Origin of the sequence: Sphingomonas cavernae (assembly GCF_003590775.1) — a bacterium.
In the GTDB taxonomy this organism is placed as follows: domain Bacteria; phylum Pseudomonadota; class Alphaproteobacteria; order Sphingomonadales; family Sphingomonadaceae; genus Sphingobium_A; species Sphingobium_A cavernae.
The window spans coordinates 1,508,143-1,533,811 of record NZ_QYUM01000002.1; the positions used below are offsets into that span (position 1 = coordinate 1,508,143).

The 25,669-nt window shown below is 64.3% G+C and carries 33 protein-coding genes, 1 pseudogene and 1 riboswitch; of the genes and pseudogenes, 18 read left to right on the top strand and 16 right to left on the bottom strand.

The window, feature by feature from the left end:
* Positions 1–19 precede the first annotated feature (19 nt).
* The 4 genes from D3876_RS20210 (at position 20) to D3876_RS07495 (ending at position 3,764) form a co-directional block, all read left to right on the top strand.
* Positions 20–235 carry a hypothetical protein gene (locus tag D3876_RS20210; protein ID WP_147417607.1) on the top strand — a complete coding sequence of 72 codons (216 nt, stop codon included), beginning with the start codon at positions 20–22 and terminating at the stop codon, positions 233–235.
* A 226-nt stretch (positions 236–461) separates the two neighbouring features.
* Positions 462–572, top strand: a riboswitch (TPP riboswitch).
* 33 nt (positions 573–605) lie between these two features.
* Positions 606–2,465, top strand: coding sequence for a phosphomethylpyrimidine synthase ThiC (thiC, locus tag D3876_RS07485; RefSeq protein WP_119760771.1), 1,860 nt, complete (start codon positions 606–608; stop codon positions 2,463–2,465).
* Positions 2,466–2,503: 38 nt separating this feature from the next.
* The gene (locus tag D3876_RS07490; RefSeq protein WP_119760772.1) at positions 2,504–3,169 is read left to right on the top strand and encodes a DNA alkylation repair protein; all 666 of its coding nucleotides are present in this window, start codon (positions 2,504–2,506) and stop codon (positions 3,167–3,169) included.
* 133 nt (positions 3,170–3,302) lie between these two features.
* Positions 3,303–3,764 (top strand): Rid family hydrolase, encoded by a 462-nt coding sequence (locus D3876_RS07495; RefSeq protein WP_182911910.1) that lies wholly within the window; start codon positions 3,303–3,305, stop codon positions 3,762–3,764.
* Positions 3,765–3,771: 7 nt separating this feature from the next.
* Here the strand turns inward: D3876_RS07495 and D3876_RS07500 are convergent, their stop codons facing one another.
* Positions 3,772–4,845: a DNA-methyltransferase gene (locus tag D3876_RS07500; RefSeq protein WP_238475276.1), complete on the bottom strand. Its 1,074-nt coding sequence runs from the start codon at positions 4,843–4,845 to the stop codon at positions 3,772–3,774.
* A gap of 58 nt (positions 4,846–4,903) precedes the next feature.
* On the opposite strand from D3876_RS07500, the gene D3876_RS20420 reads away from it, so the two are divergent.
* From D3876_RS20420 to D3876_RS07510, 3 genes are read left to right on the top strand one after another with little or no spacing between them, the layout of a single operon-like run.
* Positions 4,904–5,080, top strand: a complete 177-nt coding sequence (locus D3876_RS20420) for a helix-turn-helix domain-containing protein (protein ID WP_238475277.1) — start codon at positions 4,904–4,906, stop codon at positions 5,078–5,080.
* Entirely contained in the window at positions 5,080–5,682 is a 603-nt protein-coding gene (locus tag D3876_RS07505; RefSeq protein WP_182911912.1) for a PDDEXK family nuclease, read from the top strand. The genes D3876_RS20420 and D3876_RS07505 overlap by 1 nt, the downstream gene beginning before the upstream one ends.
* A gap of 1 nt (position 5,683) precedes the next feature.
* Positions 5,684–6,082, top strand: coding sequence for a VOC family protein (locus tag D3876_RS07510; RefSeq protein ID WP_119760778.1), 399 nt, complete (start codon positions 5,684–5,686; stop codon positions 6,080–6,082).
* A gap of 22 nt (positions 6,083–6,104) precedes the next feature.
* On the opposite strand, the gene D3876_RS07515 is transcribed toward D3876_RS07510, so the two are convergent.
* Positions 6,105–6,779, bottom strand: coding sequence for a hypothetical protein (locus D3876_RS07515; protein ID WP_147417608.1), 675 nt, complete (start codon positions 6,777–6,779; stop codon positions 6,105–6,107).
* A gap of 154 nt (positions 6,780–6,933) precedes the next feature.
* Positions 6,934–7,062, bottom strand: a complete 129-nt coding sequence (locus tag D3876_RS21015) for a hypothetical protein (RefSeq protein WP_274378967.1) — start codon at positions 7,060–7,062, stop codon at positions 6,934–6,936.
* 132 nt (positions 7,063–7,194) lie between these two features.
* On the opposite strand from D3876_RS21015, the gene D3876_RS07520 reads away from it, so the two are divergent.
* Positions 7,195–7,674: an SRPBCC domain-containing protein gene (locus D3876_RS07520; RefSeq protein WP_119760782.1), complete on the top strand. Its 480-nt coding sequence runs from the start codon at positions 7,195–7,197 to the stop codon at positions 7,672–7,674.
* Between the two features lie 39 nt (positions 7,675–7,713).
* Here D3876_RS07520 and D3876_RS07525 read toward each other — a convergent pair whose 3' ends face one another.
* The 5 genes and pseudogenes from D3876_RS07525 to D3876_RS20765 all read right to left on the bottom strand — a co-directional run.
* Positions 7,714–7,989 carry a hypothetical protein gene (locus D3876_RS07525; protein WP_119760784.1) on the bottom strand — a complete coding sequence of 92 codons (276 nt, stop codon included), beginning with the start codon at positions 7,987–7,989 and terminating at the stop codon, positions 7,714–7,716.
* Complete coding sequence (locus tag D3876_RS07530; protein WP_182911913.1) at positions 7,937–8,533, bottom strand: hypothetical protein; 597 nt, start codon at positions 8,531–8,533, stop codon at positions 7,937–7,939. The genes D3876_RS07525 and D3876_RS07530 overlap by 53 nt, the downstream gene beginning before the upstream one ends.
* A gap of 45 nt (positions 8,534–8,578) precedes the next feature.
* Positions 8,579–9,175, bottom strand: coding sequence for a YybH family protein (locus D3876_RS07535; protein WP_119760786.1), 597 nt, complete (start codon positions 9,173–9,175; stop codon positions 8,579–8,581).
* Between the two features lie 100 nt (positions 9,176–9,275).
* Positions 9,276–9,908 carry an IS5 family transposase gene (locus D3876_RS07540; RefSeq protein ID WP_338014316.1) on the bottom strand — a complete coding sequence of 211 codons (633 nt, stop codon included), beginning with the start codon at positions 9,906–9,908 and terminating at the stop codon, positions 9,276–9,278.
* Positions 9,878–10,087, bottom strand: a pseudogene (locus D3876_RS20765) (transposase); the annotation flags it as partial. The pseudogene D3876_RS20765 and the gene D3876_RS07540, both read right to left, overlap by 31 nt.
* Before the next feature lie 316 nt (positions 10,088–10,403).
* Between D3876_RS20765 and D3876_RS07545 the strand changes: the two are divergent.
* The 3 genes from D3876_RS07545 to D3876_RS07555 all read left to right on the top strand — a co-directional run bounded on the left by D3876_RS07545 (position 10,404) and on the right by D3876_RS07555 (position 11,960).
* Positions 10,404–10,865 carry a nuclear transport factor 2 family protein gene (locus D3876_RS07545; RefSeq protein ID WP_119760788.1) on the top strand — a complete coding sequence of 154 codons (462 nt, stop codon included), beginning with the start codon at positions 10,404–10,406 and terminating at the stop codon, positions 10,863–10,865.
* 125 nt (positions 10,866–10,990) lie between these two features.
* Complete coding sequence (locus D3876_RS07550; RefSeq protein WP_182911914.1) at positions 10,991–11,542, top strand: 2'-5' RNA ligase family protein; 552 nt, start codon at positions 10,991–10,993, stop codon at positions 11,540–11,542.
* A 67-nt stretch (positions 11,543–11,609) separates the two neighbouring features.
* Positions 11,610–11,960, top strand: coding sequence for a GFA family protein (locus tag D3876_RS07555; RefSeq protein ID WP_119760791.1), 351 nt, complete (start codon positions 11,610–11,612; stop codon positions 11,958–11,960).
* A 19-nt stretch (positions 11,961–11,979) separates the two neighbouring features.
* Here the strand turns inward: D3876_RS07555 and D3876_RS07560 are convergent, their stop codons facing one another.
* Positions 11,980–12,291, bottom strand: coding sequence for an alkylphosphonate utilization protein (locus D3876_RS07560; protein WP_119760793.1), 312 nt, complete (start codon positions 12,289–12,291; stop codon positions 11,980–11,982).
* A gap of 127 nt (positions 12,292–12,418) precedes the next feature.
* Here D3876_RS07560 and D3876_RS07565 point away from each other — a divergent pair, with 127 nt between their 5' ends.
* Complete coding sequence (locus D3876_RS07565) at positions 12,419–12,772, top strand: DUF1428 domain-containing protein (protein WP_119760795.1); 354 nt, start codon at positions 12,419–12,421, stop codon at positions 12,770–12,772.
* A gap of 55 nt (positions 12,773–12,827) precedes the next feature.
* Here D3876_RS07565 and D3876_RS07570 read toward each other — a convergent pair whose 3' ends face one another.
* Positions 12,828–13,010, bottom strand: a complete 183-nt coding sequence (locus D3876_RS07570) for a DUF3008 family protein (RefSeq protein ID WP_119760797.1) — start codon at positions 13,008–13,010, stop codon at positions 12,828–12,830.
* A 123-nt stretch (positions 13,011–13,133) separates the two neighbouring features.
* Here D3876_RS07570 and D3876_RS07575 point away from each other — a divergent pair, with 123 nt between their 5' ends.
* Positions 13,134–13,625: a gamma-glutamylcyclotransferase family protein gene (locus D3876_RS07575; protein WP_119760799.1), complete on the top strand. Its 492-nt coding sequence runs from the start codon at positions 13,134–13,136 to the stop codon at positions 13,623–13,625.
* Positions 13,626–13,670: 45 nt separating this feature from the next.
* Positions 13,671–14,420 carry a DUF72 domain-containing protein gene (locus D3876_RS07580; RefSeq protein ID WP_119760800.1) on the top strand — a complete coding sequence of 250 codons (750 nt, stop codon included), beginning with the start codon at positions 13,671–13,673 and terminating at the stop codon, positions 14,418–14,420.
* 22 nt (positions 14,421–14,442) lie between these two features.
* Here the strand turns inward: D3876_RS07580 and D3876_RS20425 are convergent, their stop codons facing one another.
* The 4 genes from D3876_RS20425 to D3876_RS21020 form a co-directional block, all read right to left on the bottom strand.
* A complete protein-coding gene (locus tag D3876_RS20425; protein ID WP_182911915.1) occupies positions 14,443–14,778 on the bottom strand; it encodes a PilZ domain-containing protein in 336 nt (111 codons plus the stop codon).
* Between the two features lie 100 nt (positions 14,779–14,878).
* Positions 14,879–15,424: a peroxiredoxin gene (locus tag D3876_RS07590; RefSeq protein WP_119760804.1), complete on the bottom strand. Its 546-nt coding sequence runs from the start codon at positions 15,422–15,424 to the stop codon at positions 14,879–14,881.
* A 172-nt stretch (positions 15,425–15,596) separates the two neighbouring features.
* A complete protein-coding gene (locus D3876_RS07595; protein ID WP_119760806.1) occupies positions 15,597–15,785 on the bottom strand; it encodes a PspC domain-containing protein in 189 nt (62 codons plus the stop codon).
* A gap of 47 nt (positions 15,786–15,832) precedes the next feature.
* Positions 15,833–15,964, bottom strand: coding sequence for a hypothetical protein (locus tag D3876_RS21020; RefSeq protein ID WP_274378971.1), 132 nt, complete (start codon positions 15,962–15,964; stop codon positions 15,833–15,835).
* Between the two features lie 289 nt (positions 15,965–16,253).
* Between D3876_RS21020 and D3876_RS07600 the strand changes: the two genes are divergently transcribed.
* Together D3876_RS07600 and D3876_RS07605 are read left to right on the top strand one after the other, a co-directional pair.
* A complete protein-coding gene (locus tag D3876_RS07600; RefSeq protein ID WP_119760808.1) occupies positions 16,254–17,204 on the top strand; it encodes an isopenicillin N synthase family dioxygenase in 951 nt (316 codons plus the stop codon).
* A 160-nt stretch (positions 17,205–17,364) separates the two neighbouring features.
* Complete coding sequence (locus D3876_RS07605) at positions 17,365–19,458, top strand: TonB-dependent receptor plug domain-containing protein (protein ID WP_182911916.1); 2,094 nt, start codon at positions 17,365–17,367, stop codon at positions 19,456–19,458.
* A gap of 41 nt (positions 19,459–19,499) precedes the next feature.
* On the opposite strand, the gene D3876_RS07610 is transcribed toward D3876_RS07605, so the two are convergent.
* Both D3876_RS07610 and D3876_RS20430 read right to left on the bottom strand, forming a co-directional pair.
* Complete coding sequence (locus D3876_RS07610; protein WP_119760811.1) at positions 19,500–21,245, bottom strand: hypothetical protein; 1,746 nt, start codon at positions 21,243–21,245, stop codon at positions 19,500–19,502.
* 99 nt (positions 21,246–21,344) lie between these two features.
* Complete coding sequence (locus D3876_RS20430; protein ID WP_182911917.1) at positions 21,345–21,491, bottom strand: hypothetical protein; 147 nt, start codon at positions 21,489–21,491, stop codon at positions 21,345–21,347.
* A 477-nt stretch (positions 21,492–21,968) separates the two neighbouring features.
* On the opposite strand from D3876_RS20430, the gene D3876_RS07615 reads away from it, so the two are divergent.
* A complete protein-coding gene (locus tag D3876_RS07615; RefSeq protein ID WP_119760813.1) occupies positions 21,969–23,771 on the top strand; it encodes an ABCB family ABC transporter ATP-binding protein/permease in 1,803 nt (600 codons plus the stop codon).
* A 48-nt stretch (positions 23,772–23,819) separates the two neighbouring features.
* Positions 23,820–25,577 carry a DNA helicase RecQ gene (gene recQ / locus D3876_RS07620; protein WP_119760814.1) on the top strand — a complete coding sequence of 586 codons (1,758 nt, stop codon included), beginning with the start codon at positions 23,820–23,822 and terminating at the stop codon, positions 25,575–25,577.
* The last annotated feature ends 92 nt before the right edge of the window (positions 25,578–25,669 follow it).

The following is a 25,669-nucleotide window of genomic DNA, read 5'->3' on the forward strand; positions in this document are numbered from 1 at the left end:
AGCACTTGGGGGTGAATTCATGTCTTATGATCCGCGTCAATTGAATGGCGTCGCAGGCTGGCTGGCGCTTCTTGTTTTTGTACTCGGCGTAGTAACACCCATTATTATAATTGGCCGAACAGCGCAGGATCTCTACGGCGATCCTGGTGTAGAGGCGCTTCGTCCGGGTGTGGCGGAGCATTCGCATCGTGATATTGGGGCTCTGGCTTCTCGGGCCGGTATTGCTGATCGTTGAACTTGTCGCGGTTGCCTCGTTGTCGGGTTTTCCATTTCTCGAGAAGCTTCCCGAAGTTGCCGTCCTTATTCTCCGGGCGTCACTCTACCCTGCACTTTGGACCGCATATCTGCTGCGATCGGAGCGTGTCGAGATTACCTATGATCGGCATCCCGAGGTGTTGGCTGAAGCGCTCGCCTGATCGCTCCTGCGGGGATGGACGCCGCCCCCCGAACCTCCTACAACGCCTTCATCCCCGGGGGACCCTGCGTACAGGGTTGAGAGGTGGCTGATACGGCCACGACCCGCTGAACCTGATCCGGCTGACACCGGCGTAGGGAGGGAGCGCGGTCAGTCTTTCCGCTCTCCTTCCATTTTGGAGAGACAAGACATGGCCGATATCCCCGCCCGCACTGAACTGAAGGTCACTACCGGACCGATCCGAGGCAGCCGCAAGATCCATGTCGGCCCGCTCAAGGTCGCGATGCGCGAGATCGACCTCGAGCCCTCATCGGGCGAGCCCCCCTTGCGCGTCTATGACTGCTCGGGCCCCTATACCGATCCCGCCGCGACCATCGACATCATGGCGGGCCTCCCCGAACTCCGCCGCGACTGGATCCGCGGCCGCGGCGATGTCGAGGAGGTCGCGCAGCGCGAGGTCAGGCCCGAAGACAATGGCCAGCTCGGCCCCGACCGTTCGGGCGGCGTCGCGCCCTTCCCCAATGTCCGCCGCAAGGTGCTCCGCGCAAAGCCGGGCATGAACGTCTCGCAGATGCACTATGCCCGCCGCGGCATCATCACCTCCGAGATGGAATATGTCGCGATCCGCGAGAATCTTGGCCGTCAGCAGATCCGCGATCATATCCGCGACGGTGAGGATTTCGGCGCGTCGATCCCCGATTTCGTTACCCCCGAATTCGTGCGGGACGAGGTCGCCCGCGGCCGCGCCATCATCCCCTCGAACATCAACCACCCCGAATCCGAGCCGATGGCGATCGGCCGCAACTTTCTCGTCAAGATCAACGCCAATATCGGCAACAGCGCGGTCGCATCGGACGTCGCTTCGGAAGTCGACAAGATGGTCTGGTCGATCCGCTGGGGCGCGGACACCGTGATGGACCTCTCCACCGGCCGCAACATCCACGACACGCGCGAATGGATCATCCGCAACTCCCCCGTGCCGATCGGCACCGTGCCCATCTATCAGGCGCTGGAAAAGGTCGGCGGCATCGCCGAGGACCTGACCTGGGAGATCTTCCGCGACACCCTGATCGAGCAGGCCGAGCAGGGCGTCGACTATTTCACCATCCATGCGGGCGTGCGCCTGCCCTATATCCCGATGACCGCGAAGCGCGTGACGGGCATCGTCTCGCGCGGCGGCTCGATCATGGCGAAATGGTGCCTGACGCACCACAAGGAGAGCTTCCTCTACGAGCATTTCGACGAGATCACCGAGATCATGAAGGCGTATGACATCGCCTATTCGCTGGGCGACGGCCTGCGCCCCGGATCGATCGCCGATGCCAATGACGAAGCGCAGTTCAGCGAACTCTACACGTTGGGCGAACTCACGAAGCGCGCCTGGGCACAGGATGTCCAGGTGATGATCGAAGGGCCGGGCCATGTGCCCATGCACAAGATCAAGGCCAATATGGAAAAGCAGCTCGAGGCGTGCGGCGAGGCCCCCTTCTACACATTGGGGCCGCTCACCACCGACATCGCGCCGGGCTATGACCACATCACCTCGGCCATCGGCGCCGCGCAGATCGGCTGGTACGGCACCGCGATGCTTTGCTACGTGACGCCCAAGGAGCATCTCGGCCTGCCCGACCGCGACGACGTCAAGGTCGGCGTGGTGACCTACAAGCTCGCCGCGCACGCCGCCGATCTCGCCAAGGGCCACCCCGCCGCCAAGATGCGCGACGATGCGCTATCCCGCGCGCGCTTCGAATTCCGCTGGCGCGACCAGTTCAACCTGTCGCTCGATCCCGACACCGCGGAGCAGTATCACGACCAGACGCTCCCCGCCGAAGGCGCCAAGACCGCGCATTTCTGCTCGATGTGCGGCCCCAAATTCTGCTCGATGAAGATCACGCAGGAGGTGAGGGACTTCGCGGCCAAGCAGAATCAGCCGGCCGACACCTTCATCGCCGCCGAGGAAGCCGAAGCCGGCATGCAGAAGATGAGCGAACTCTTCCGTGAAACCGGCAGCGAGCTCTATATGGGGTCGGGCGGGCGCGAGCACGACTGACGCGGCGTCCCGCCGGTCGGTCCCGGAAGGATGTCGCGATGCAGTTGAACGAAGCACTGGCGAGGCTCAACGCCCTGGGCGATGAAACGGTCCGGGCGCGGAACGCCAGGAACGGCGCGGATGACAACCAGTTCGGCGTGAAGCTGGGCGACATCCGCGCGCTCGCCAAGGCGATCAAGGCGAACCACGCGCTCGCGCTGGAGCTTTGGGAGACGGGCAATCTCGATGCCCGTCTCCTCGCCATCCTGCTGATGAAGCCAAAGGCGCTGTCCGCCGACGAACTCGACCGGCTGGTGCGCTCGAACGCGGTGCCGCAGGTGTCCGACTGGCTCAACGCCTATGTCGTCAAGGCGCATCCCGAAAAGGAAGCGCTCAGGCAGCAATGGATGGAAACCGACCATCCGATGGCCGCCCGCGCAGGCTGGAGCCTCACGGCCGAACGCGTTGACAAGAACGCGGACGGGCTCGATCTCCCCGCGCTGCTCGACCGGATTGAAGCCGGGCTCGCCACCGCCCATCCCCTGCCGCAATGGACGATGAACAACACGCTCGCGAATATCGGCATCCACCACCCCGAACACCGCGCCCGCGCGCTTGGCATAGGCGAGGCGCTTGGCGTCTATCGCGACTATCCCACGTCCCCCGGCTGCACCTCCCCCTTCGCGCCGGAGTGGATCAACGAGATGGTGCGCCGGCAGGGCTGAGGCCGCCGCTGAGAAAGACATGGCCCGAGAGGGCGTTCAAAGAACAGCGCCACCAGATTTACCTGACCGCGCGCTGAGCCTATGCTCCGCGCCATCCGGCAACCCATTGGCCGGAAAAGGGGGAGCCGTCAGCATGCACCGCGCCACCATCGCCGCCCTGATCGCCGTCACCGTCCTCGCCGCGCCCGCCGCGGCGAAGCGCGATCCCGCGCAGGTCATCATGCCCGAGGACCCCGAGCGCCGCGCCACCCATGAAGAGTGGGGCTTTGCCGAGGCGGTGATCCATGGCGATACAGTCTGGCTCTCGGGCGTGGTCGCGCGGCTGAACCCCGGCGAGACCGACCAGTTCGCCGCCTTCGACCGCGCCTTTCAGGAGATCGCGGGTATATTGGAGCGCGCCGGATCGGGCTGGGACGATGTCATCGAGATCACCACCTACCACACCGACCTCCCCGCCCAGATCGAAGCCTTCGACGCGGTGAAGGCGCGCTATGTCCACGCCCCTTTCCCGGCATGGACCGCCATCGACGTCGACCGCCTCGCGCCCGAGAGCGGGATCGCGGAGATCAGGGTGGTGGCGAAGCGGGGGAAGTGAGGTGCGCCTACTCGGCCGCCTGTACGAAGCGCAGCGCGGCTTGGGGCAGATAATCAGTCAAGTTCACGGCTTCCCCTGCTTCCACGCGCGCATGGGCATCCCGAAGCTGCTCGGGTGGCGCCTCCTTGGGGAGAAAGCGGAACACATTGGTCGCAAGGTAATCGAGGCGTTCGTCGAACGCGAGCCATCGGCGCCCTTCGGCCTCGGCCACCTGTCCGGTCGTGTTCGAGCCGGCGAAAATGTCGAGAACGACGTCACCCGGATCGGTAAGGAAGCGCACGAAGAATTCCGGCAGCTTTGCCGGAAAGCGGGCGGGGTGTGGTCGGGCGCCGACGAGCTTGCAGCCGGAAATATAGGCGCCATTGGATTCGGTGTTGGGAATCTTGAGCAAATTGGACGGGATGGCCCCGCCGTTATTCTTGGAAAATGCCCGCCCGATATCATGCCCGGAAGGTCGTTCCTTGGGCGTGTAGAATTTGTCGGGATCTTCGATCAGCTTCAGCATTCTGTCCGAATAAGGCGACAGAACCTTGGAAACATCGGCCTTGGGCCATTCCGTTTTCGAGAACCACCAGATATTGTTGACGGAATCCTTGGCGCGAATTTTTCGCTTGTTCACCCATTCAATCGGTGACGGCAGTTTTGACGGATTGAACCAGTAAAAGTCCTCCGCGAGGAAAAAACCAAGCTCGTCGCAGAAACGGATGGGGACGCGCAAATGGTACAGGCTGCGCGCGGGAACACCTTTTTGGTAGGCGCCCCCGATGTCCATGACGAAGCTGCCCGTAGGCTTGAGCTTGGCGTGCACAAGAGCGGCAAAATCCATCAGCCAGTCGAGATACTCGGCCTGATCCTTGTTGCCATACGCCTTCTGCCGCTGAAGCGCGAATGGCGGAGAGGTGATCACCAGATCGATGCTGTTGTCGTCCAGGTGGCGCAGAAGGTCGCGTGAATCACCGCAAAATGCGGCTCCATTCGGGGTCGTATAGGCCGGTGCCGTATGCGCAAGCATCTGATGCAAAACGATTTTTCCAAAATAATCACACTGATCGTGTGTAGACTCATAGTGGTCAGAGATCAATCTTCCGACCGTGAACGCAGCTACACCATTATCGGCTCGGGAAGCGCTCGCAAACAATTTGCGGCGGCTGCGCTCGGAGCGAGGTCTCAGCCAGGAGGCGCTCGCCGATCTGGCGGGCATTCATCGAAACTATCTTGGCGGAATCGAGCGCCGCGAGCGCAATGTCGGTCTCGACAATCTCGAAAGGATAGCGCGGTCGCTTGGCGTCACGATTGCCGATCTGGTGGCCAGTTGATGCCGCCGCATCCTGATTGGGAACGTCTGGAAGCACTTATGCCTGCGGTGCGCGAATTTCAGATCCTTGCGCGCGAACATGGGATCGATGACATTTTTCAGGACAATGGCGGCAAGATCCTCCAGATGCTCCTGGCGCTGAACCTGCAGGGCATTCCGGGCCGCGAGGGAAATGATGCGGTCGACGCGCTGGGCCGGGAGTATGAGCTCAAGAGCGTCAACATCTGGCTCACCGCCAGCTTTTCGACCAACCATCACATCAATATCCCGATTATCAACAAGTATCGGGAGGTCTGTTGGACCTTTGCCGTTTATGAAGGCATCGAGATGCGTCGCGCCTATTTCATGACGCCCGACAAGCTTGAGCCTTATTTTGCGGCGTGGGAAGCGAAGTGGTCGAGCAGCCGCAAGGACATCAACAATCCCAAGATCCCGCTCGGCTTCGTCATGCAAAAGGGCGAACTGGTCTATGCCGATCAGAAGGAACTGGATCTGGTCGCGGCGAGCGGCATCCGGAGAGACAAGGCGAAAGCCGCGTCTGACAGGCGAGCCGCCAAGGCAAAGGCGCAGGCCGATTTGATCGAGTCCTTACAAGAGGAGTAGATTGACCCAATCCCTCGCTCACATAGCCCTTATAGTCCGCGACTATGACGAAGCCATCGCATGGTTCACCACGAACCTCCGCTTCACGCTCGTCGAAGACAGCTACCAGCCCGAGCAGGACAAGCGCTGGGTCGTCGTCGCCCCGCCCGGCGCGCCGGCCGGCGCCACCACCATCCTCCTCGCCCGCGCCTCCACCCCCGAGCAGGCCGGATTCATCGGCGACCAGGCGGGCGGGCGCGTCTTCCTGTTCCTGCAAACCGACGATTTTTGGCGCGACTATCGCGCGATGATGGACAAGGGCGTGGTCTTCGTCCGGCCCCCCGCCGAGGCGCCCTATGGCACCGTCGCGGTCTTCGCCGATCTCTACGGCAATCTCTGGGATCTGGTGCAGTACGCCTGACCCCCTTCGTCGCGACGCCGCCTTACCGCGCCTCCACCCGAAACGACTTTGCCGCGCGCGCGATCAGCGCCTGCTCCAGCGGCGCCCAGCGTGCATTGGGCGCGCCATCGGTCGTCAATTCCTCGGGCGTCGTACCGGCCGGGGCCATGTCCTCGGCATAGATCAGCATCAGCTCGCGCCGCCCATATCCGCTGCCCGCCGGATCGTCGAGCAGCCGCACGAGCCGCACGTTCATCATGTTGGGTGGCCGGGTGTAGCCCGCGCGGGCGAGCATCATCCGGACGCGCTCGCCGTCCGATCCGGCGCGCGGCCTCGTATTGGTCGGGCCGAAGCGCGCGCTCTCCCACATCGGCGCGCCCCACAGCTCGATCCGCTGGTCCTTCTCGCCATAAGTGTAGCGCAGCTCCGGCCGGCTTGGCAGATAGCCTTCGAACTGGACCCACCAGAAGCGGCGAACGCGCCGCCCGGCGTCCGCCTCGACGAACAGATGGATCTCGCAGTCGGCGACGCCGTAGAGCATGAAGCGCTCGCTGCCGACATAGGTCGCGCCTTCGGGCACGCTTATGGTGAGCGCCGGATCGCCGGGGTGCGCGACCGCGTTGCCCTCTACCCGCGCAGTCGGCGCCGCAGGCGCCTGCGCCGCGAGGGGCACACTCCCTGTAAGCATCAGCATCGCGACAGCCAACCCGAACCGCATCACCATCCTCCCGCAAAGCCGGGAACGGTATTGTCTTTGTAATACAGGTCAAGGGGCCGGTTCCGGGGCACGGTGGCCCGGGCGACTATCCGATCAGGCCAGGCAGGCCTGCGGGAGGAGGCGGCGCCTGTATCAGTGACCGCCCCCCGACCCTTCAGCCCCTCAGCGTGACGATCTCAAGCCCGCCGGGTTTGAGCGACGGATTGGATGCATTGGCCTTCTTCGCCTTTTCGGCCTTGGGTTTTCGGATCTCGCGGTTCGATCGTTTCTGGCTCTTCGCCATGATCTTTTCCTTAAAGCGGGCGGAGCGCCCGCGCACAGCCTAGGCGCTTTGCCGCGAAGATGCGCCCGAATTCGCAAGGAAGCAGTCTTGGCGGGTCTCGTGCAACGTGCCCGAGGGCGCTAGGCTCGGCCCATGCCAGCACCCCCGCCCGAAACTCGCACCGACACCGCCGCGCGCATCATCCGCGCCTCACCGCAAGCGATCTACCGCGCCTTTGTCGACGCGCACTCCCTGATGACATGGCTCCCGCCCGAGGGCATGACCGGCCGCGCGCTGATCTTCGAGCCGCATGCGGGCGGGCGCTACCGGATCGAGCTGAGCTACAACCAGACCCCCGACGCCGGGGTCGCCAAGACCAGCGACCGCACCGACATCAGCACGGGCCGCTTCCTCGAACTCGTGCCCGATGCGCGCATCGTCCAGTCGGTCGAATTCGAATCCGGTGATCCCGCCTTTGCCGGCGTGATGGTGATGACATGGGCGTTGGAGGCCGCGCCCGAAGGGACCCGCGTCACCGTCACCGCCGCGAACGTGCCCCATGGCATCGCAAAGGCCGATCACGACGCGGGGCTCCAATCTTCACTGGAAAACCTCGCGCGCTTCTTCGAATGACGCCCCGCGCGGCTGAACTTGCTGACCTTTGGCGTCCCGCTACGCCTTGGTTTCGAACGACGCAGGTTTCGAGAGCAGGAAGGGCAGGTCGGGCGAGGCGATCCTGGATTCGCGGCCATTGCTGTGAATCAGCGTGACGCGGCCCACGCCGGGCGAGGCGACCACAGCCACCACGCTATCCACCCACGCGTGCAGCGCCTCGCGCGCAAAGGCGAGTTCGTCGCCGCCTGTGCGGGCGTCGCCCTCGGCCTCGAGTTCCGCCTCAAGCTGCAAAACGCGTTCTGCCGCCTGCTTTACCGCGTCGTCCTTGCTCATGCCGGTGTCCCGTTTTCAGTCCGGTCCCTGCATAGGGCCTTTTGGGGGCGGGTGGGAACAGCGGCGGCGCGGACATCGCGGGAACGAACCCGCCGTCGCCTGCCGAGCGCAAGACGCCGCGCGCCCGCATCCGGATCGCGTACACCAGCAGCGCGATCGCGACGATCCACAGCGTCAGCGAGAAGAGCATGCCGCCCGCGCTGTTCCCCGTCCCCGGCATCGGCGAAACCCCGAACTGGAACACCGTCGTCACTGCGAGCCCGAACAGCGAGACCGCAAAGGCATAGACCGCGAAGCGGCTGGCGAACAACAGCAGGATCGACCCCGCCAGCGCACCCCAGACGCCCAGCCCCCAGCCCGCATTGGCCCAGAGCGGAAAGCTGTCGATCCACGCATGCTGCTCGGGCGTCAACGCCGCCACATAGTCGGCGTTGCGCGTCTTCGTCATCGTATAGTCGAACGCGCCCATGCAGTTCCAGAGCGCGCTCGCTGCGCCCACCAGCCACAGATGCCAGGGGCGCCGCCCCGCCTCAACGTCCGTCATATTGCCCTCCTCGAACCCAGCCAGCGACCCCGTTACGCGCTGCCGCTATTCGCCGGCTGTGTTCCCCGTCGACGCGTTCGCGGCATTCGCTGCATTCCCTGCGGGCGCTGCCGACGTCGCCGCGGGGGCGGTGGCTGCCTCGCCCTTGGGCGGCACCGACAGATGCTCGTGCACCACCTGCCACGTTCCGTCGGCCTGCTTCTGGTACACGTCGGTGTAGCGCATCTGCAGTTTGGCCGGGCGATTCTCGACGGTCGCGTCGATCGTGCCGACCCCTGACGAGATGAAGGTATCGGCGTCGAGCACCTGGATCCGGCGCGCGCCAGGCGAGAAGGCGCTGGGCTTCATCGCGACGAAGCCCTCGGTCCATTTGGTCGCGGTCGCTCGGTCGTCGGTGGGCTCGGCGACCATCGCATCGAAGAATACCGCGCCGGGCGCATAATTGGCCATGATCGTCTGCGCATTGCCCGACGTGAAGGTCGATTCGACCTTGTCGATCGCGGCGGCCGCCTCGGCCTCGGTCGGCGGCGCGGCGCCGGCGGCGTTGTTCGCGGCATGGTCTTCGGCGGAGGGCGAGCAGGCTGCAGCGAGCAACATGATGCCGGCCAATGAGCCACGGTTCAGTGCGATGATGGGGTTCATGAGTGTATCCCTCGATCAACGGCCGCGGCGATCGTCGGACATCACAAGGTCCCGCATGCCGCAGCCCGATTGCATGGGACGCAACGCAACCCCGCGATGCTTAGGCGGCGTGGACGAATTTGATCCAAAGCCGGATGGCAGCGAGATGGACCATGCCGAGGAAACTTGAGGGCGTTTGATCGTAGCGGGTGGCGACGGCACGATTGATTTTCAGCTTGCCGAACATTCGCTCAATGCCGTTTCGCTGCCTGTAGAGCTGCCGATCGTGCTCGATCCTTTCTCGGCGATTGGAGCGCGCCGGGATGACAGCCTGTATGCTGCGGCTCGCGAGATCGGCGCGAATGGCGTTGGTGTCGTAGCCTTTGTCGGCCAGCAGAGCCGCCGGAGCGCGGTCCGGCAGGCGGATCAGCGTGTCATAGGCCGTGCAGTCGGCGGCTTCACCACCAGTCAGGTGGAAGGCGACGGGGCGTCCTCGGGCATCAGCCAGACAGTGAAGCTTACTGGTGAACCCGCCCCGCGAGCGGCCAAGAGCGCGTCGACAAGTCCCCCTTTTCCGCCCGCTGCCGAGACCTGGGCGCGAAGGGTGGTGCTGTCGATGCTGTAGTGTCCGGTGTCGGCCATGATCTCGGCAAGCGTCACCGACACGGCCTCCCAGACCCCGGCCTCGCTCCAACGACGGAACCGCCGGTAGATCGTGTTCCAATTGCCGTATTTTGGCGGGACATCGCGCCAAGCAGTCCCACAGCGCAGCCGCCAGAGTATGCCGTTGACTATCGAGAGATTCTGCTCAGGCCTGCGGCCGCGCCCTCGGTTCTCTGGCTCGATCGGCAGCAGACCCTTCAGAACGCGCCATTCTGCTTCGCTCAGATCGCCCCGGCTCAAACCTGCCTCCAAAAGGCAGCCTTGAATCAACCCACACCGTCCACGTCAACCAATTCGTCCACGCCGCCTAGGCCGATGCGTCAGTTATGCAATGCGGGTTCGCCGACAGCCTCTTCATCGACCTGGCCGATGCGCTACAGCGCGAGCCGCAATAGCCGTTGCGCTATGCATCCCATCGCGATGGGGAGGGCGATTCCGCACGCTGCGTGTCGCCCCGGTGAACCCGACCCTCTCGGCGTGGGTGCATGAAGAGAAGCCATAGCCGCAATTTTCTCAACTTTCGCGGCTCTTAGCCTCCACCGTGCGTCATGCTATAGTCGCGCATCCAGCAAAGGGATGCGACTCGATGGACGCCATGCTCTCCGTCGCCGATCAGATCCGCGGCGCCTATGTGCGCTGGCACGAATCGCGCGGCGCCACTGCCCAGGATTTTCTCGACATGATGGCCCCCGAGATCGAGATGCGCACCGTCATGGCGCCCGATACGCCTGATCCTATCGCGGGCGCCACGATCGGCATCGATGCCGCGCGCGGTTATTTCGATGCGCTCGCGCGCGACTGGGAGATGATTGGCTTTCCCACCGAGCAGGTCGTCAGCGACGGCGACACCGTGGTGTGGATTGGCCGCTGCCACTGGCGCTACCGGTCGACGGGCGAGGAGGTGGAGACGCCCAAGATCGACATCTGGCGCTTCCACGACGGCAAGGCGGTGCATCTGCTCGAAATGTTCGATTCGCTTGCCTTTGCGCGCAACACGGGGCTGATCGCGGGTGCCGCAGCGCCCGTTGCGCGACCCAGCACATCATAATCGGCAGCACGATCCTGCGCCCCACCGCCACACTGGAACGGCTTTCTTTTCCCGAAATGGGACTAGACATCGGGCACTAAGAACATATCATGAACATACGAGGGTATCGAGTCGGAGTGCCCGCCATGAAACACAGCCCAATTGTTCTGCATCGTTTACTCTTCGCGGTCCGCCCGCCGTTGACGCTCGCTCGCCAGATCGAACAGTCGGCCATCTGGTTTCGTCCGGGCGCAACGCGCGTGCGAGCCGACAACCTCCACATCACACTCGAAATTTTCGAGGACCATCCGACCTTTCCCGAGCGGCTCGCGGAGGTGTTGATGGAAGCGGGCAAGGCGGTCGCCGCGGAACCCGTTGAGATCGTCCTCGATCAGGTGTCGGGCAGCAAGCGCTCGGTTGCGCTCAGACCGCGTCGGAGGATCCCCGCGCTCGACCAGCTCTACAAGGCGATCGCGCTGGAGGTGAAGCGCGCCGGGCTCACGCCGCGCCCAGACTATTCCTTCAGTCCACATGTCACGGTGCTCTATCGCGATGGCGCGCCGTTCACCCAGGCGATCGACCCTATCCGCTGGACGGCGGACGAGCTGGTCCTTGTGCACAGCCTGGTCGGGCGCACCCGCCATGACGTACTCGGCCGCTGGCGGCTGCGGGGTTCACGCCAATACGCGCTGTTGTGAAACGCGAATATCGGGAAAATTCGGTGCGAATCCGCGTTGACACACGACACGATGGGAAGGATGCCACATGACCGTCACCGGAAGCTGCCATTGCGGCAAGATTGCCTATGAGCTCGACGAGGATCTGCCCGCCGAGGGGATGGCGTGCAACTGCTCGATCTGCCGGCGCAAGGGCAATCTCCACCACTTCACCACGCCCGACAAATTCGCGCTGAAGGGCTCGCGCGACGACATCGCGACCTACGAATTCAACAAGCACATCATCAAGCACCACCACTGCAAGACCTGCGGCTGCGCGCCCTTTGCCGAAGGTGTCGGGCCCGGTGGCAAGGCGATGGTCGAGATCAACCTGCGCTGCGTGGACGGCATTGATCTGGACACGCTCAAGGTTACCCAGTTTGACGGGGCGAGCATGTAGTGTCTCGGACGGACGCGCCTCAGCGCTTCTTGACGAACTCGGCGCGCAGCACCAGGCCCTTGATGCCCTCGTAGCGGCAATCGATCTCCTGCGGATCGCCGGTCAGGCGGATCGACTTGATCAGCGTGCCGCGTTTCAGCGTCTGGCCCGCGCCTTTGACGACCAGATCCTTGATCAGCGTCACCTGATCGCCGTCGGTCAGGAGATTGCCCACCGCGTCACGCACCTCGACAACATCCTCGTCGGTTGCCGAAGACTTGGCGGCTGCCTCGCTCGCGCTGATCCATTCGCCCGTCGCTTCGTCATAGACGAAATCTTCGTCGCCGCTCATCGTGCTCGTTCCTTTGCTCGAACGACCGCATTGGCATGCACGATGGGCAAGAACCAGCGCACAATGCAACCGTGCCACGCTTCGCGCATTGATGCGGAAGGCTTCGATGGCTGAAGAGGAGAGAGCAATGCCCTATGTCGATGGTTTCGTGCTCGCCGTCCCGACCGACAAGATCGATGACTACAAAAAGATGGCGAGGACTGCCGGTGATGTCTGGATGGAGCACGGCGCGACGAGTTATGTGGAATGTCTCGCCGACGACGTCCCTTATGGCGAACTTACGTCCTTCCCGCGCGCCGTGCAGCAAAAGGACGGCGAGACCACCGTCTTCTCGTGGATCACCTACCCCTCACGCGAGGTGCGCGACGAGGTGATGAAGAAGGTCATGTCCGACGAACGGCTCAAGATGGACATGGACAGCCCACCCTTCGACGGCAAGCGCATGATCTTCGGCGGCTTCAAAAGCTTTCTGGACCTGTAACCCGCGACGCGCCGTCGCTACGCGTCAGTGGTGGAAATAGGGCATAGGTGCAGGCCTAGCGCACGTGTTCGGGTTTACCCTTGCGCGACGTGCGCGCGAGTTCTTCGAGTTCCTTTTCCGTCATCGAGCCGTACATCTCGCGCGACGCGCCCTTCAGTTCCGCCTTGCTGGTGTCGCCGCGCTTGGCCGAGAGCGCGGCCCCGGCTGCCTTTTGCTGCGCCTTGGATCGTGCGGGCATGGCTCATTCTCCTCATCTGCCTGAAGGCTCAACGCCGGCGCGGCACGCGTGTTGCTCCGGACGTCGACTATGCCCGTGCGTCCGTCGCATGCTAGGCTCTGACGCCTGACGGAGCCCGAGCGCATGACTGATTCCTGCTCCATACGCAGCAATGCGATCACCGTGCGCGATCCGGGACTGCTTTTCGTCTATGGAACGCTGCGCCGCGGCAGCGCGCACGCGATGGCGGCGCGTCTTGCGCGCGATGTCCAGTGGATCGGACCGGCCACCACGCGCGGCCATCTCTTCCGCGTCGACTGGTATCCCGCGCTCGCCCCCTCCGCCGGAGGCGGGACGGTCCTGGGCGATCTGGTCCGGCTCCTAAATCCTGTCGCGAGCATGGCCTGGCTCGATGTATATGAGGACTGCGGTGTCGATGATCCGCTGCCCCATGAATATGGCCGGGCGTGGATATCCGTCACATGCGCCGGCGTCGTGCGCGAGGCGCAAGCCTATGTCTGGAATCGCCCGCTGGATGGGCTGGATAGGATAGAAGGCGGCGACTGGCTTGGCTCGCCTGGAGTACCGGGCGTGGACAACCCGGCCTTGCCGGGGGAGCCAGGTTGCCACGCGTGATGCCCGACGACATGATAGGACGCGGGTAGCGACACGGGAGGACGCATGACAAAGGGCAGGATCCGCGTCGGCATCGGCGGCTGGACCTATGAACCGTGGCGCGGGACCTTCTATCCCGAGGGCTTGCCGCATGCGCGCGAACTCGAACACGCCGCCCGAAGACTTGGTGCGATCGAGATCAACAGCACCTACTACAGCCTGCAAAAACCCGAGAGCTTTCGCAAATGGGCGGCCGCCGCGCCCGCGGATTTCGTCTTCGCGGTCAAGGCGTCGCGCTATTGCACGAACCGCAAGCTGCTGGGCGAGGCAGGCGACGCGATCGAGCGCTTCATCGGTCAGGGGCTGACCGAACTCGGCGACAAGCTGGGGCCGATATTGTGGCAGTTCATGCCGACCAAGCGTTTCGATCCGGCCGATTTTGGAGCGTTCCTCAAGCTCCTGCCGGCAACCCGCGATGGCATGGCGCTGCGTCACGCACTCGAGGTCCGGCATGAGAGCTTCGTCGATCCCGGGTTTTTGACGATGGCACGCGACGCCGGCGCGGCGGTGGTTTTCGCCGACAAGCCCGAATATCCGAGGATGGATGAGCAGACTGCTGGATTCAGCTATGCACGGCTGCAGGATGCGCGCGAAGATCAACCGACAGGCTACGACGCCGCGGCGCTCGATCACTGGGCCAATGAGGCGGCGCGCTGGGCCAGCGACGGTCGCGATGCCTTTGTCTTCATGATCAACGGCGCCAAGGTGCGCGCGCCGGCAGCGGCGGAAGCGCTGATCGCGCGGCTCGCAGATTAGGCAGCTTGGTCGCTACACGCGGTTATTCATCGGCCGGGGCGGGGTAGCGGCTGGCCAGATGATCGCGGACGGAGGCATGAAGCGGCTGAATGAGCGAACAGCCATAACGGTCGCGGTCGCGCCATTCGACGACCGATTCTTGTCCGCCCAATCCGGGCAGCGTCACGAATATGCGCGTGCCAACCGGAATTGCGCTCGTGCAGACAAGGCAAAAGCCCGTGACCGAAAGATCGGTCAGATCGGCCGAGAACCGATGCGTCGATTGCTCGCGCACGCCGGCCTGGATCCTTACGCTGACGCGCTGGACGCGACGGGCGTCGCGCTGGGCGATTGGCGGCATCCTCGTAGCTGCGGGCATCGTTCGGACCTTCCCTCGATCGTGCATTTTCCATGCACCGATCTGGGTTTCGGAAGCGTAAGCGATGATGGTGAATCGCGCCCTCGGAGGAGGGTTTCGTTCAGCGGCGCTGCTGTTTTGCCTTCCACGCACGCACCGCGGCGAGCGTGTTCTTGACGTGATCCTGCGGCGACAGGTCCGAATGCACATAGACGATCATTCCGTCGGGCGCGATCACATAGGAAGTGCGGTCGGACAGGTTGGGGCGTTTGTCGAAGACCACGTCATAAGCCTTGATCGTCGCGGGGCTGGCCGAGGCGACCGCGAACTTGTCGCGACACGCCTCGCGCGAGAAGCGATTGAGCGTATCGATCTTGTCGGCCGAAATACCGATGACGGTTGCGCCTTCCTTGCGAAAATCGTCGGTCGCTTCCGCAAATTCATGCGCCTCGATCGTGCAGCCCTGCGTGAAGGCCGCGGGGTAGAAATAAAGCACGACCGGGCCCTTTTTCAGCGCACTCGCAAGGCTGAAGGCAAAGGGCTTGCCCGCAAGCGACGCCTGGGTGTTGATCGCGGGCGCCTTGGCGCCGACGGGAAGCGCGGCGGAGGCGGGGGACAGTACTGTCGCCACGCAAATGACGGTCAACGCGCGAAACAGTGTCCTCATGGCATGATATCCTCGGCGGGTTCTGTCGGCGCAGTTTAGAGCGCATTTCGGCCGTTACAATCGGTGCTTTCCGGATCATTGTGGTTCGGGGGTCGTTGGGCTGATCGCCGCGCAAATGAACTCATCGCCCGGCCGTCGCACGGAGGGCGGCCGGGGAAACGGGCGTGATGGATCAGCCTTCGTTCGCGATCCAGCCGACCAGCAGATAGGCGAGGATAGCGATCGGCCCGAGCGCGAACACCGTCGCAAGCACCAGTGCGATGCGGACGATCATGACGTCGATGCCACTCGAGCGCGCAAAGCCCGCGCACACGCCCATGATCTTCGCATTGGTCTTGTCGAGCGCATAAGGAACGGACATTTTCAAAAATTCCCTGTTCTTCTATGTGGTGTTGCGGCCTGTCCGGCTCAGCGCGTCGGCTGGGCCGCGGTGACGGCTTCGGCGGGGACGACGGCGGTGCCGACGAACACGGTGGCGAGCATCAGCGCACCGAGAACCGAAAGCGTCGCACGCTGCAGATTTTCGAACTTCGCGGTCATTTGTCTTACTCCCTGTATCCTTCGTCCGACGATCGGGCGAAGATGAACCCGGGATTGCAGAAAGCGTGCCAAATCGATTTTGCGGCAGAAAACTGTGTTTTTTTGTGAAATTGTCGTGGAGATTATCCCAACTAATGGTGTCATTTACTGCAAGTGCGTGATTTTCGCTGCGGATGATCGCCGAGCGATACCGGCCGCGATCGTTGCTGCCGCCGCCGACACGCGCAAAACCCTGTTCGCTCGGGTCGGCGGACGTTAAAGACGGGCTTTCGAACAAGAGAGTCGCCCAATGCTTGATACTCCCGTGTCCGCCGTTCCCCCGCTGTCGCTGCTTGAGGATCAGAGCGACCCCGAAGGCTTCGCGCGCGATTTCGGTGCGTCGTTCGAGCGGTACGGCTTTGCGGTCATCGCCGATCACGGGATCGACCAGGCGTTGATCGACCGCGCCTGGGCGCTGACCGCCGCATTTTTCGATGAACCGCTCGCGTACAAGAAACAGTTCCACATTCCCGGCCAGGGGGGCGCGCGGGGCTATACGCCGTTCGGCCTCGAGATCGCCAAGGATGCAAGCGAGCACGACCTCAAGGAGTTCTGGCATGTCGGACGCGATCTGCCCGCGGGCCACCGCTACCGCGCGACCATGCCCGACAATCTGTGGCCCGACCGGCCCGAGGGCTTTCGCGAGACCTTCACCGCGCTCTTTGCCGAGTTCGACCGCGTCGGCGCGCGCCTGCTCTCGGCGATCGCGCGGCATCTGGGGCTAGCCTCAGACTGGTTCGTCGATCCGGTCGAGAACGGCAACAGCGTGTTGCGACTGCTGCATTATCCGCCGATTTCGGCCGACGCGCCGGGGGTGCGCGCAGGGGCGCATGAGGACATCAATCTCATCACCTTGCTTCTGGGCGCCGAGGAGGCCGGGCTCGAACTGCTCGACCGCGACGGGCGCTGGCTGCCGATCGCGCCGCCAAAGGGCGCAATGGTGGTCAATGTCGGTGACATGCTCCAGCGCCTGACCAATCACGTCTTGCCCTCGACGACGCACCGCGTCGTCAATCCGCCGGTCGAGCGCCGTGGCCTTCCGCGCTATTCAATGCCCTTCTTCCTGCATCTGCGCCCCGATTTCGAGATCCGGACGCTGCCCGGATGCATCAGCGCCGATCGCCCCGACCGCTATCCGCAATCGATCACCGCCGACGAATATCTCTTTCAGCGGCTGCGTGAGATCGGCCTGCTCAAATAACCCGCACGACCGCCGTCCCATTGCAGTCGTCAACGCACACCGCCCGACCCGTCCGCCTCTGACAGCCACGTTGGTCGACGGATTTTCAGCGCTCGTCGAATGACGCGGGCGAAACGACCCGGCAGCGCCGATGAGCGAGGCGCTATCGGGGAGGCCGGGTGTGAAAACGGAGTATCGCCGTCAGATTCGGCGCAGCGTGATGATGGCGTGCTTGTGCGGCGCGGCGCTTGCGGCGCCCACGCGCGCGCCGGCACAGGAAGCTGCTGCCGACGCCGCGACTCCGCCTGCCGAGGGCAAGCAGATCTATAACGCAGCGGATTTTGCGCGCTTCGCGCCCAAATCAGCGCTCGACATGGTGCGGGAGATTCCCGGCTTCGTCATCCAGGCAAGCGACGACGATCGTCGCGGCTTCGGTCAGGCATCGGGCAATATCCTCATCGATGGCAAGCGCATCTCCGGCAAGTCCAATGACGCCGAGGCCGCGTTGGGCCGGATCAACGCGCGTGATGTCGTGCAGATCGAGGTCGTCGACGGCGCGACGCTCGATGTGCCCGGGCTTTCGGGGCAGGTCGCCAATATCATCACCTCGGTCGACGGGCTCAGCGGCAATTTTCGCTGGAGCCCCGAATTCCGCACGCGCCAGACCGAATCGCGGCTGCTCGACGGCGAGATCGCGGTGACGGGCCGCAGCGGTGCGCTCGATTATTCGTTCAGCCTCAGCAATCTTTCCGCGAGGCTTGGCAATGACGGTCCAGAATTCGCGCTCGACGGCAATGGCGTGCTCGCGGACCTGCGCGAAGAATCGCTGACCTGGTATCAGGATACGCCGCGCGCCGCCGCGACCTTCAAATATGTCACCCCCGGCGGTTCGATCGCCAATCTCAACCTCGCCTATGCGCGCTATTATTTCAGCGCGCATGAGGAATCGCTGCGCAGCTTTCCGGGAACGGTCGATCGCCGGCGCGACTTTTACGACCGGGAGCGCGAGTGGAATTACGAGGTTGGCGGCGACTATGATTTCGCGCTCGGCGGCGGTCGTTTCAAGTTGATCGGCCTCAGGCGTTTCGAGCGCAGCCCGCAAAGTCAGCGCGTGTTTCTTGCCTATGCGGATGGCCGGCCCGACACCGGCACGCGCTTTGACCGCGACACTGATGAAGGCGAATCGATCCTGCGCGGCGAATATCGCTGGCGTGGCGGCAGCGCCGACTGGCAGGTGTCCGCCGAGGGCGCGATCAACACGCTCGATACCGTCGCGACATTGGCGGAGCTCGACGCATCGGGCGCGTTCCAGCCCGTGCCGCTGCCGGGCGGCACGCTGGAGATCGAGGAGAAGCGCGGCGAACTGGCGCTGAGCTATGGCCGCGCGATCGCGGCGGGCCTGACGCTGCAAAGCTCGATCGGCGGCGAATATTCGCGGATCATCCAAAGCGGTGCGGGCGGGCTGACGCGCACCTTTTATCGCCCCAAAGGTTTCGTCGCGCTCGCATGGAAGGCGAGCCCGCGGCTCGACATCAGCGCCCGGATCGAACGTGAGGTCGGCCAGCTCAACTTCTACGACTTCGCCGCGTCGGTGAATGTCAGCGGCGGGACGCAGAACAGCGCCAATCCCGATCTGCGTCCGCCCCAGAGCTGGAATGGCGAGATCGAGCTGAACCGCAGCCTGGGCGCCTTTGGCTCACTCAAGGCGCGCGGCTATGCACGGCTGATCACCGACGTTGTCGCCCAGGTGCCGATCGGGGCAACCGGTGAGGCGCCAGGCAATCTCGACAGCGCCACAGTCGTCGGCTTCGATTGGAACAGCACGTTCAACTTCGATCCGCTTGGATGGAAAGGGGCCAAGCTCGACCTCGACCTGTCGTTCAAGCGCAGCCGTCTGCGCGATCCGCTGACAGGCGAGAAGCGCCCGATCAGCGAGGATTTGGCGCACGAGCTGATCGTCAATTTTCGCCAAGACGTTCCTGGCACCGATTGGGCATGGGGTGCCGAGTTCGAACATTATCGGCAGACCGCGGGCTTTCGCCTCGATCAGCATTCGCGTTTCCTGACGGCGCCCGGCGATCTGGGCGTCTTTGTCGAGCACAAGGACGTAGGAGGCCTCACCCTGCGCGCAGGGGTGTCCAACCTGCTCGATTCACACGAACGCCTGTACCGCACCGCCCATGTCGGCCGGCGCACCGGACCGATCGCCTTTTATGAAGAAAGGTCGCGTGGGTGGGGACCCATTTTCGCTTTCACGGTGCGCGGCAGCGTCTGACGGGGCCGCTTCGGTCGCACCGGCGACGGCAAGCGTCGCCGTCAGCTCGGTTGCGGGGCGGGCCCGACTATGCCCTGTTGCTCGAGATAGCGGAGCACCTTCGCGCGGAACCTGGGCGAGTAGAAATACTGGCTCAGGATGCTGTCGGGCGCGTCTGACTTGATCTTGCGGATGGAAACGACGCGCTGCCAGTGCCGCCGTGAAGCATCGATATTACCGCGCGCAGCCTCGGCGATCACGCGGACCAGTTCATATTGCCCGGACATTCCTTGTCCCGGCGGACGGATCGTGTCGGCTATACGGACCGCATCTTCATTGCGCCCCTGTTCGATCAGCGCCAGCAGTTGCGCGACCGTGTAGAAGGGCGGCAATTCGTTGTCGAGCGCGCGCGCGCTTTCGAGCAGTGGCTCCGCCTCGGGATCGTCGCACTGGAACAGCAGGAAGCCCAGCAGCCCGAGATTGTCCGGATTGAAGCGGTTGAGCGCGATGGCGCGGGCACCGATGTCCTTGCCGCGGCGGCATTGCCCCGCGATAAAGGCCGCACGCGCATCGGCAACCTGCGCGTCGGCATTATAGGGGTCGGTGGCCACCGCCCGGCGCGCAAGCTCCGTGCCGCGCTGATGCGCCTCCGGAGTCCCTCCGCCCAGGGTAAAGTCGAACTCGAGAAACGAAGCTGCTGCGAGCACCGAGGCGTTCATCGGCTCGCGCCTGGCGGCATCCGAAACGCAGCTACGGACGCGCTGCTGCAGCGCCGGATCGCGGTCGCGAAAATACCGGTCATAATCGAGCAGGCACGCATAGGTCGAACGCTCGCCCGTCGGGCGCTTGGCGCGCTGATCGGTGGCGATCACCCCAAAGGGCTGGATCAGCGTCGAAATCACCGGGCCCATGACATTCAAGAGCGTACCGTCGTCGTCGGGAAGCTGTACCGTCTCCGACCAGAGCTGTGCGCCCTCTTCGAGATCCCAGAGCGTAAGGAAGAGCCGCCGGCCGTTATAGCCGGGCCCGGCGTTCACCTGGCCGGTCAACCGGTAGCTGGGTTGACTCGGCGTTGCGCCGAAGCCCTTGGTTTCGGGCGTCGTTACGCGGACGATCCATGAGCGATGCAGCGCGACGCCCAGCATCGCTTCGGCGCGCCGCGCCAGCGCCGTCGCATCGGGGCTGCCGACCGATGTTATGCGCCGAATTTCAAGGACCGGCGTCGGCCTTGTCGTTTTTCCGGCGCCCGCGCCAAGCCACCATGCCGCGGCGATCGCAGCGGCGAGCAACGCTAGTGCCACGAGCCCCATGAACAGACGGGGGCGTGTAAGCTGCGCGGGCCAAGGTGCTGTGATGATGGTTTTTGGCTTGACGGCCGGCGCGGCGGCCGCGGACCGGGCTTCGCCATGGTTTGCGGCGGTGGCCTGCGCGCGGGCGACGCCTTCGCCTTCGGCTTGCGTAAAATGGACGCGATAGCCGCCGTGCTTGATATGCAGTCGCACGCCGTCGCTGGAAGGCGCTTGCGCATAATAGCTATCGAGCATCTTGCGCAACCGCCCTACCTGGACGCGCGGATAGCTGTCCGACTGGGAATCGAAATCCGGATCGCGGCCAAGCCCGTCAACCGCGACCGCATAAGCCTTGAGCTCATCTCCGCCACCCGCCAGCGTCGTTCGCACCAGAAAGGCAAGAAGCCGGCGCATGACCGGAGAGCGTTCGAACTCTGCGGACTGGAAAATAGCCTCAAGCTCCGCAAGGACCCTTCCATGCGCAAAGCCCTCGCTTGATGCCTTGCCATCACGCGTCATCGCTGATTCCCAAAGGTCCGCTTCCGCCCCAAAATTCCAATAGACCCTTCATGTAACGGTAAAACCAGTTTCCGATGCCACGTTACATGGGCGGCCTTATCATGCGTTACCGGACGCGCCGAACGGAATCGCAACCATATTCAACATTATCCCGGCTTCCCATCGCTGCACCGCGGCGGCGCTGACCGGATGATTGGCCAGATGCGCACCAAGCACATAGAAATGCAGCGCTTTTTTAACGCCCATTCGAGCGGTGTGCCGGAACTCGTGCGATTTGCCGCGGCCGCCTGACCCATGTGCCACCCTGGTGGCGTCGGCCGGAAGCACGTCTGGCGCGCGCTGTATCGCACACGTAACGCTTTGAGACGGTCTGAAACTCCCCCATGCCCCGGGCATGTGGAAGAACCGTTGTCGGTCGGAGGGCGTATTTTCTCCGGTCCGGTATCAAACTCCCGCGCGTCAGCGGTGGCAGGCGTTTCTGGTCACGTCTGCAGCCCAGCGGGTGGGTCGCGATGCTGATGCGCGTGGTTGCGCGACGCTGCAATGCCAAGCCCGATCCCCACCGGGCAATGTGCAGCTTGCCGCCGCGATCGTACCTGGGCCGGCGGCGGCAATCCCCACATTTTTCCGCTGCCGGCTCAGGACATCGACCGCCGCGGTTCGTCGATCATATTCAATCGCACCTGAGTTGGCGTTTTCGGGCGCGGCCTACTAGATTGGGGCATGCCCCCGATTGCTGACTCCACACTTCCTGCCACCGGTTTCGCGCCGTTACGGCGCTTCCTCCCCTATCTCTGGCCCGAGGGCGATAGCGCACTCAGGACGCGCGTGGTCTTTGCGCTGCTGCTGGTGCTCGTCGCCAAGGGGGCGACGTTGCTGATGCCCTTTGCCTACAAGGCAGCGATCGACCGGATGACGCCGGGGCTTGAGCCTGCGGTCGCGCTCGCGGTTGCGCTGGTGGTGGCCTATGCCGCCGCGCGCTTCGGCGGCGTGCTGTTCGACAATCTGCGCAACGCCATCTTCGAGCGCGTCGGTCAGGACGCGACGCGACGCCTGTCGGCAAATGTCTTCGAGCATCTCCACGGCCTGTCGCTGCGCTTCCATCTCGAACGTCGCACGGGCGCGGTGACCAAGGTGGTCGAGCGCGGGACCAAGAGCATCGACGTGATGCTCTATTTTCTGCTGTTCAATATCGCGCCGACGGTGATCGAGCTGGTTGCGGTTACCGCGATCTTCCAGGTGAAGTTCGGCTTCGGGCTGGTCGCCGCGACGCTGGCGATGGTGATCGCTTATATCTGGTTCACGCGCGCGATCACCGACTGGCGCGCCAAGCTCCGCGAACAGATGAACGATCTCGACACGGGCGCGGTCTCGCGTGCGGTGGATTCGCTGCTCAATTACGAGACCGTCAAATATTTCAACGCCGAGGCGCGCGAGGCAGAGCGTTACGGCCGCGCGGTGCAGGCCTATGCCAATGCGGCGGTCAAGAACGAGAGCTCGCTCGCGATTCTCAATGTCGGTCAGTCGCTGATCACCAATCTGATGATGGCGGGCGCAATGGCGTACACCGTCTGGGGCTGGAGCACGGGGCGCTTCACCACGGGCGACGTCGTCCTCGTCAACACGCTGCTCGCGCAGCTCTTCCGTCCGCTCGACCTGCTCGGCATGGTTTATCGCACCGTGCGTCAGGGGCTGATCGACATGGACGCGATGTTCGCGCTGGTCGACACCGCGGCCGAGGTCACCGACGCGCCGGGCGCGCCCGCGCTTGCGGTGGGGGAAGGGCGGCTGACCTTCGACGACGTCTCCTTCGCCTATGATGCTGAACGGCCGATCCTCAAGGGCGTGAGCTTCGAGATCGCGCCCGGCGGCACGCTCGCCGTGGTGGGGCCTTCGGGGGCAGGCAAGTCGACGCTCGCGCGTCTCCTGTTCCGCTTTTACGACGTGACCGGCGGGCGCATCCTGATCGACGGCCAGGATATCGCGAAGGTGACGCAGACCTCGCTGCGTGGCGCGATCGGCATCGTGCCGCAGGATACCGTGCTCTTCAACGACACGATCGGCTACAATATCGGCTATGGCCGCGAGGGTTCGGGGCAGGCCGAGATCGAGGCCGCCGCGCGCGGCGCGTCGATCGCGGGGTTCATCGAAAGCTTGCCCGACGGGTATCAGGCGCGCGTCGGCGAGCGCGGTCTCAAGCTTTCGGGTGGCGAGAAGCAGCGCGTCGCGATCGCGCGGACGCTGCTCAAGAATCCGCCGATCCTGATCCTCGACGAAGCGACGAGCGCGCTCGACAGTCGTACCGAAGCCGAGATCCAGGGCACATTGAACGCGGTTGCGGCCAGGCGCACGACAATCGTGATCGCGCACCGGCTCTCGACCGTGGTCGACGCCGACGAGATCGTCGTGCTCGAAGCCGGGCGCGTCGTCGAGCGCGGCACGCACCGTGCGCTACTGCGCAAACAGGGGCTTTATGCCGAGATGTGGACGCGCCAGGCGTCCGAACGCGAGATGGAGGAGGCCTGAGCGAAAGGGGTTCGACAAGCGCGGCCCAATGGTTATGGGTCGTCGGCGATGCAGTCCCCTGAAGCGATCCTCCAGCATACATTCGGATTCCCCGCGTTTCGCGGCGTCCAGCGCGCGGTGGTCGACCGCGTTCTGGCGCGTGAGCGGACGCTCGCGGTGATGCCCACCGGGGCGGGCAAGTCGCTCTGCTATCAATTGCCCGCGCTCGCGCTCGAGGGAACGTGCGTCGTCGTCTCGCCGCTGATCGCGCTGATGCACGACCAGTTGCGCGCGGCGACCGCGGTCGGCATCCGCGCGGCGACGCTCACCTCGGCGGACGACAACCGCGCCGAGACGCTGGCGCGCTTCAGAAACGGCGATCTCGACCTGCTCTATGTCGCGCCCGAACGCGCTTCCGGCGAGAGTTTCCGCAACCTGCTCCGCCAGAGCCCGATCGCACTCTTCGCGATCGACGAGGCGCATTGCGTGTCCGAATGGGGGCATGATTTCCGGCCCGATTACCGGATGCTGCGTCCACTGCTCGACGATTTCCCCGACGTGCCGCGCCTCGCGCTGACCGCGACCGCCGACGAGCATACGCGCGCAGACATCCTCGTTCAGCTCGGCATCCCCGAGGACGGGCTGATCGTTGCGGGCTTCGACCGCCCCAACATCCGTTACGCGATCAGTCCCCGCCAGGGCACCGGACAGCAGATCGCCGCGCTCGTTTCGGAAACCCGGGGCGCGGGCATCGTCTATTCGCAGACGCGCAGCGGGACCGAGCGGCTGGCGGCGACGCTCGCGGGCACGGGACGGCCCGTGCGCATCTACCACGCCGGGCTCGACTCTGCGACGCGCGCGCGCAACCAGCATGATTTCGTGGCGAGCGAGGATATGGTGATGGTCGCCACCATCGCCTTCGGCATGGGCATCGACAAGCCCGATGTCCGCTTCGTCGCGCATGCCGGCCTGCCCAAGTCGATCGAGGCCTATTATCAGGAAACCGGCCGTGCGGGCCGTGACGGCGAGCCCGCGGTTGCGCATCTCTATTGGGGCGCCGAGGATTTCGCGCGCGCGCACCAGCGCATCGGCGAGGTCGAGCCGGCGCGGCAGACGGGCGAGCGCGTGCGGCTTTCGGCGCTGGGCGCGCTGGTCGAGACCGCCACGTGCCGCCGCCGCATCCTGCTCCGCCATTTCGGCGAGAATCCGCCCGAGGCTTGCGGCAATTGCGACAATTGCTTGCAACCGCCATCCGCGATCGACGCGACCGAGACCGCGCGCAAGTTCCTGTCCGCGGTCTATCGCACCGGGCAGAGCTTCGGCGTCGGGCATATCGAGGCGGTGCTGACCGGCCAGACCAACGACAAGGTGCGCCAGCGCGGGCATGATGCGCTCTCTGTCTTCGGCATCGTTGACGGGGACGAGGCCGCGCTGATCAAGCCCGTTTCGCGCGCGCTGCTGCTGCGCGACGCGCTCAGGACGAGCGAGCATGGCGGCCTCGAATTCGGCCCCGAGGCGCGCGCTATTTTGAAGGGCGAACGGGCTGTGAAACTTGTCCTGCCGCCAAAGCGCGAACGCCGCCGCCGCTATGCCGAGGCCAATCCCGTTGATGACCCGCTGTTCGAGGCGCTGCGCGCGAAGCGCCGCGAGCTCGCGCAGGAGGCCGACGTCCCGCCCTATGTGATCTTCCACGATTCGACGCTGCGCGAAATTGCCCAGCGCCGTCCCCGCAGCCTTGACGCGATGGCCGGGATATCGGGCATCGGCACCCGAAAGCTCGAAGCCTATGGCGAGGCCTTTGTCGAGGTCGTGCTCGAGGCGGGGTGATGGCCTCGGCTTCGAGCCGCAATCGCGACGAGCCGGCATTCTCGAAGAGTGTGTGCGGGATAGGCAGCCGAGGTGCCGGCTGAACCAAAGTT

What these genes read in the sequence shown, in the direction of transcription:
- D3876_RS20210 (WP_147417607.1), top strand. Translation starts at nt 20, where the DNA reads ATGTCTTATGATCCGCGTCAATTGAATGGCGTCGCAGGCTGGCTGGCG.
- thiC (WP_119760771.1), top strand. Translation starts at nt 606, where the DNA reads ATGGCCGATATCCCCGCCCGCACTGAACTGAAGGTCACTACCGGACCG.
- D3876_RS07490 (WP_119760772.1), top strand. Translation starts at nt 2,504, where the DNA reads ATGCAGTTGAACGAAGCACTGGCGAGGCTCAACGCCCTGGGCGATGAA.
- D3876_RS07495 (WP_182911910.1), top strand. Translation starts at nt 3,303, where the DNA reads ATGCACCGCGCCACCATCGCCGCCCTGATCGCCGTCACCGTCCTCGCC.
- D3876_RS07505 (WP_182911912.1), top strand. Translation starts at nt 5,080, where the DNA reads ATGCCGCCGCATCCTGATTGGGAACGTCTGGAAGCACTTATGCCTGCG.
- D3876_RS07515 (WP_147417608.1), bottom strand. Translation starts at nt 6,779, where the DNA reads ATGCGGTTCGGGTTGGCTGTCGCGATGCTGATGCTTACAGGGAGTGTG.
- D3876_RS21015 (WP_274378967.1), bottom strand. Translation starts at nt 7,062, where the DNA reads ATGGCGAAGAGCCAGAAACGATCGAACCGCGAGATCCGAAAACCCAAG.
- D3876_RS07520 (WP_119760782.1), top strand. Translation starts at nt 7,195, where the DNA reads ATGCCAGCACCCCCGCCCGAAACTCGCACCGACACCGCCGCGCGCATC.
- D3876_RS07525 (WP_119760784.1), bottom strand. Translation starts at nt 7,989, where the DNA reads ATGAGCAAGGACGACGCGGTAAAGCAGGCGGCAGAACGCGTTTTGCAG.
- D3876_RS07530 (WP_182911913.1), bottom strand. Translation starts at nt 8,533, where the DNA reads ATGACGGACGTTGAGGCGGGGCGGCGCCCCTGGCATCTGTGGCTGGTG.
- D3876_RS07535 (WP_119760786.1), bottom strand. Translation starts at nt 9,175, where the DNA reads ATGAACCCCATCATCGCACTGAACCGTGGCTCATTGGCCGGCATCATG.
- D3876_RS07545 (WP_119760788.1), top strand. Translation starts at nt 10,404, where the DNA reads ATGGACGCCATGCTCTCCGTCGCCGATCAGATCCGCGGCGCCTATGTG.
- D3876_RS07550 (WP_182911914.1), top strand. Translation starts at nt 10,991, where the DNA reads ATGAAACACAGCCCAATTGTTCTGCATCGTTTACTCTTCGCGGTCCGC.
- D3876_RS07555 (WP_119760791.1), top strand. Translation starts at nt 11,610, where the DNA reads ATGACCGTCACCGGAAGCTGCCATTGCGGCAAGATTGCCTATGAGCTC.
- D3876_RS07560 (WP_119760793.1), bottom strand. Translation starts at nt 12,291, where the DNA reads ATGAGCGGCGACGAAGATTTCGTCTATGACGAAGCGACGGGCGAATGG.
- D3876_RS07565 (WP_119760795.1), top strand. Translation starts at nt 12,419, where the DNA reads ATGCCCTATGTCGATGGTTTCGTGCTCGCCGTCCCGACCGACAAGATC.
- D3876_RS07570 (WP_119760797.1), bottom strand. Translation starts at nt 13,010, where the DNA reads ATGCCCGCACGATCCAAGGCGCAGCAAAAGGCAGCCGGGGCCGCGCTC.
- D3876_RS07575 (WP_119760799.1), top strand. Translation starts at nt 13,134, where the DNA reads ATGACTGATTCCTGCTCCATACGCAGCAATGCGATCACCGTGCGCGAT.
- D3876_RS07580 (WP_119760800.1), top strand. Translation starts at nt 13,671, where the DNA reads ATGACAAAGGGCAGGATCCGCGTCGGCATCGGCGGCTGGACCTATGAA.
- D3876_RS20425 (WP_182911915.1), bottom strand. Translation starts at nt 14,778, where the DNA reads ATGCCCGCAGCTACGAGGATGCCGCCAATCGCCCAGCGCGACGCCCGT.
- D3876_RS07590 (WP_119760804.1), bottom strand. Translation starts at nt 15,424, where the DNA reads ATGAGGACACTGTTTCGCGCGTTGACCGTCATTTGCGTGGCGACAGTA.
- D3876_RS07595 (WP_119760806.1), bottom strand. Translation starts at nt 15,785, where the DNA reads ATGTCCGTTCCTTATGCGCTCGACAAGACCAATGCGAAGATCATGGGC.
- D3876_RS21020 (WP_274378971.1), bottom strand. Translation starts at nt 15,964, where the DNA reads ATGACCGCGAAGTTCGAAAATCTGCAGCGTGCGACGCTTTCGGTTCTC.
- D3876_RS07600 (WP_119760808.1), top strand. Translation starts at nt 16,254, where the DNA reads ATGCTTGATACTCCCGTGTCCGCCGTTCCCCCGCTGTCGCTGCTTGAG.
- D3876_RS07610 (WP_119760811.1), bottom strand. Translation starts at nt 21,245, where the DNA reads ATGACGCGTGATGGCAAGGCATCAAGCGAGGGCTTTGCGCATGGAAGG.
- D3876_RS20430 (WP_182911917.1), bottom strand. Translation starts at nt 21,491, where the DNA reads ATGGGCGTTAAAAAAGCGCTGCATTTCTATGTGCTTGGTGCGCATCTG.
- D3876_RS07615 (WP_119760813.1), top strand. Translation starts at nt 21,969, where the DNA reads ATGCCCCCGATTGCTGACTCCACACTTCCTGCCACCGGTTTCGCGCCG.
- recQ (WP_119760814.1), top strand. Translation starts at nt 23,820, where the DNA reads ATGCAGTCCCCTGAAGCGATCCTCCAGCATACATTCGGATTCCCCGCG.